Genomic DNA, 3,504 nt, shown 5'->3' with positions numbered 1-3,504 from the left:
AAATTTTCTGCAGGAATAAAAGGTATCTACATTTTCTATGGGTTCTGAAAAAAACGCTTGTGAATTGTCTGCAATAAGGTTCGGAAATTTAGTGCTCAAGGCTCTGATCGTTTCTTGCTTAAGGCCAAAATAATTGGTATATAATAAGCACTCTGTTGGTCCAACTTCAAAGTCAACAACTGGCTCCATCTGGTCATTGATGGTATAATACTGGTACTGGATCCCAAGCTTTCTGATAGGCTCCATAATCACTTCACAAGTATAATAAGGTAAATGGACCAGTGTATAGCCTTTTACTTTGAGGATGTACTCGAAAGCATTTCTGCCCGTATTGAGTTTTAACAGCAGCGGATAAAATTCCTGACCTTTTGAAAGCTGCAATTCCAGATAGCCTCCAATTGATTTCATTTTACTTGAATATTCTTTTTGCATGACGGTGTCTTCCTATCCTTGTCCGGGTTGGTACATTCTTTTTTCTACTGGCTGGTAGTATTCATAGAGGTTGGCCGGTATCCTGGAATTGTACCCCAGGATCTGTTTCATGTGAGGGCTTAAATCTGCTGCCAGATCATAGCCCATCAGCCTTGGATAATCAAGTTGTTGCTTAAAAAAGGGACGGGTAAAAGCCATAGTTAAAGCTCTTCTTGGTTGATCAGTCCTGTTATTTCCGGCCGCGTGCCACAAATTGGAGTCAAACAGAATTACGCTGCCCTTTCTGGTCACTGCCCGGTCTGCATGTGCATAAAACTCTTCCTCCTCAGGCTTAATGTCTTGCTTATGGGATCCGGAAAGAAAATAAGTTGCGCCGTTGTCCAGGGTAAAATCATCAAGAACAACCATCATCTGGATCATGACCTTAAAGGAACCTGTAAAACTTCTGATGTCACGGTGAATATTCTGAACATATGGATGATTGTCTTTTATATTAATGACCGCACCCAGAGAATTGAGGATGTAATTACCGTCCAGAAAATGACGGATCTGCGCGTCACAATATCCGCGGGCAAGAAATTCAATCGATACCTCGTTTCTTCCAACCAAATGGTGTAAGGTCCCTTTGGTTTGCTCACCAATTCCGTTATCCAGCTGGATCTGCCGGCGAATTTCGTAGGCCTGTTCAAGATACATATTGATCTCATTCACAAAGTCTTCTTCCAATGCATCCTCAAAAACGATCCAGCCCAATTCTTTCATTTTTTCGTCGAACAGTACATTGCTGGCCGAGGAATAGGTGTATTTATTGTTCATCATTATATAATTTTGAAACAGTTTCGGTTTTCGGCTGACGGTATAATGGAAAAAAAGTCGAACTATTATTTAATCCTGCTCCTCTGTTTTTCACCAGTTCATCATAAAGTGGCTGGTTGTAGATATAGCACCAGATCCGGTCTTCAATCTGCTGATCAGAAAAATAGCTTTTGAATTTAAACAGAGAGTCTTCCTTTCCTCCTACGCCTCCGCCCAGATGGAAAACTTTTTTATTCAGCTGTCTTCCTATCCGGCTGATTTCGTCGGTTAATAATTTACTCGGAGAATAAGAAAGATAATCGGCTGCTGTTGCAGATAAATGATTTCTAATAATCTCTTTGGAGATCAGGACCAATGCCCCGCAGATCATGATCCGTCCGTCATAAATCAAAATCAGTTTATTTTCAAACTCAACAGGGTCCAGTAATTTATGAAAATAACTTTCCTCAAAATAATAACTACCTGAAGCCTTCAGCCTATCCATATTCTGACGGTACATTTCTGTAAATTGCTTAATTTCCAAAAGCCCCGATGCTTCTTTGATGGTGTAATTCATTTCCCGGAGTTTTCTGATCTGTCTGGAAAGTCGTTTCTCATAACCCCGGATCTGTTCTTCCCATGTTCTCTGAAGATCCATGTATATGGTTTTTCCATTTCCATACACACCACCGATACTGTTTAGTAAAGATGCTTGTTCTATAAAGGGGTGCAACCTGGAGAATACACAAATGCAATTTTCCTCCTCCATAAACTGAAGAAAAGCTTTTTTAAAATGATGGGTATGGTGACTATCCAGCCAGGATATTTCCCTGTTGGATACCGGACCTGCGTACCCATATACAGAAGTGAGGTCAAAGTGTTTTGAACCCTGAATTTCTCTTTTAATTAAAGGCAGGGCAATAAATACCGGGCCTTCTTCATAAACAAAAAGCAAGGCTTCGCCATTGGAATTCAACTGGTGGTACGCCCAGGAATGGTAAACATCATGCCTTAGCGAACGGGCAATATAATCTTCCCACTCTACTTTTGAGCGCAGGGCAAAAAAGCGGAAAACCGCAAAGGTATTGATCAGCATAAGCCTATAATTTTAAGATCCTTCCAGGATACCAAGCATTTGCCGGTTCACAACATGAACATCGAACTTCTCCCTGGCGTATTTTCTGCCGTTCCAGCCAAAGCGGATCAGTTCAACCGGGTGCTCAATACAGTGCTGCATATGTGCAGTTAGTTCTTTGACATTCTTTACCGGAACCAGGAAGCCGTTGGCCTGTGCATGGTCTGGATGAATGGTTTCCCTGCAGCCCACAGAGTTGCAGGTGATCAATGTTCTTCCCATAGCCATAGCCTCCAGAAGACATCTGGGTACTCCTTCTCCGTAATACGAAGGCAGCACCACCACAGAAGATTGAGCAATATAAGTTCTTACATCCGTCACCAGCCCCAGGTACTCTAAGGTGCCGTCCAGCTTAATTTTGCTGTAGAGTTCCTGATCTATAGCATCTATATTGTCTTCAAAAGGGCCAATCAGCCGGAAAACAACGTTAGGAAATTTATCTTTCAGAATACGGGCAGACTGATAATATTCATTGATCCCCTTGGCATTGATCAGACGGGAGATCATTAAGAAGCTGATCTGATCCAGGTTTGGTTTAGAATAGGTATAATGATCCAGGTCGACCCCTGAACCGTTTACAATATAGGCCTGGTTTTTTTCTGTGATGACCCGCCTTTTTAACAAGGTTTGGTAATCATCTTTGTTTTGAAATATAATTTTGGTCCGCTCATTGGCCTTCATGCTAAATTTCAGGAGGATTCTTGTGATTTTTTGGACCAGGGTCGTTTTTGATCTTGTTTCCGGGAAATTATAGCCCAGACCGGTAAGCATAGGAGTAATTGATTTTACCCGACAGAAGTTAGCCACCATTGCCCCGTAGATAACAGGCTTAAAAGTGTAGGGAAAAAAGACATCTGGCCTGATGTTCCGGATCAGTCTGTACAACTGATATATATATCCGAGGTCTGACCATATGGATACATTACTGGCTTGCAACGCATTTTCATAAACCTGTACACCAAGTTTTGTAAGCCTGCTTCGAATCTGTTCCTGCTCTATTTTTGGTGTAAAGACAGCAACCTCATGGTTTAATGTCAGTTCCTCGATCAGTTTACCTCTGAAATCCAGCAGAGACCGCGGAGAGTCACAGGAAATCAGGATTTTCTTTCTTTTCTTTTCCATTATACAAGAGAATAAAGACG

The 3,504-nt window shown here is 41.6% G+C and carries 3 protein-coding genes and 1 pseudogene; all 4 read right to left on the bottom strand.

Going from position 1 to position 3,504, the window contains the following annotated elements; translation table 11 throughout:
- A pseudogene (locus VNZ46_RS18430) lies at positions 1-408 on the bottom strand (hypothetical protein); the annotation flags it as partial.
- 36 nt (positions 409-444) lie between these two features.
- Positions 445-1,251: a phytanoyl-CoA dioxygenase family protein gene (locus tag VNZ46_RS18425; protein WP_325561492.1), complete on the bottom strand. Its 807-nt coding sequence runs from the start codon at positions 1,249-1,251 to the stop codon at positions 445-447.
- Positions 1,238-2,323, bottom strand: a complete 1,086-nt coding sequence (locus VNZ46_RS18420; RefSeq protein WP_325561491.1) for a GNAT family N-acetyltransferase — start codon at positions 2,321-2,323, stop codon at positions 1,238-1,240. The genes VNZ46_RS18425 and VNZ46_RS18420 overlap by 14 nt, the downstream gene beginning before the upstream one ends.
- A 12-nt stretch (positions 2,324-2,335) precedes the next feature.
- Positions 2,336-3,504: glycosyltransferase family 4 protein (locus VNZ46_RS18415; protein ID WP_325561490.1), on the bottom strand; the 1,169-nt coding region annotated here is incomplete at its 5' end.

It is taken from the genome of Pedobacter sp. (assembly GCF_035566355.1).
Classification (GTDB): Bacteria; Bacteroidota; Bacteroidia; order Sphingobacteriales; family Sphingobacteriaceae; genus Pedobacter.
This window is presented reverse-complemented; position numbering and strand designations above follow the sequence as displayed.

Coding starts and splice junctions, on each gene's coding strand:
- VNZ46_RS18420 (WP_325561491.1), bottom strand. CDS start 2,323: ATGCTGATCAATACCTTTGCGGTTTTCCGCTTTTTTGCCCTGCGCTCA.
- VNZ46_RS18425 (WP_325561492.1), bottom strand. CDS start 1,251: ATGATGAACAATAAATACACCTATTCCTCGGCCAGCAATGTACTGTTC.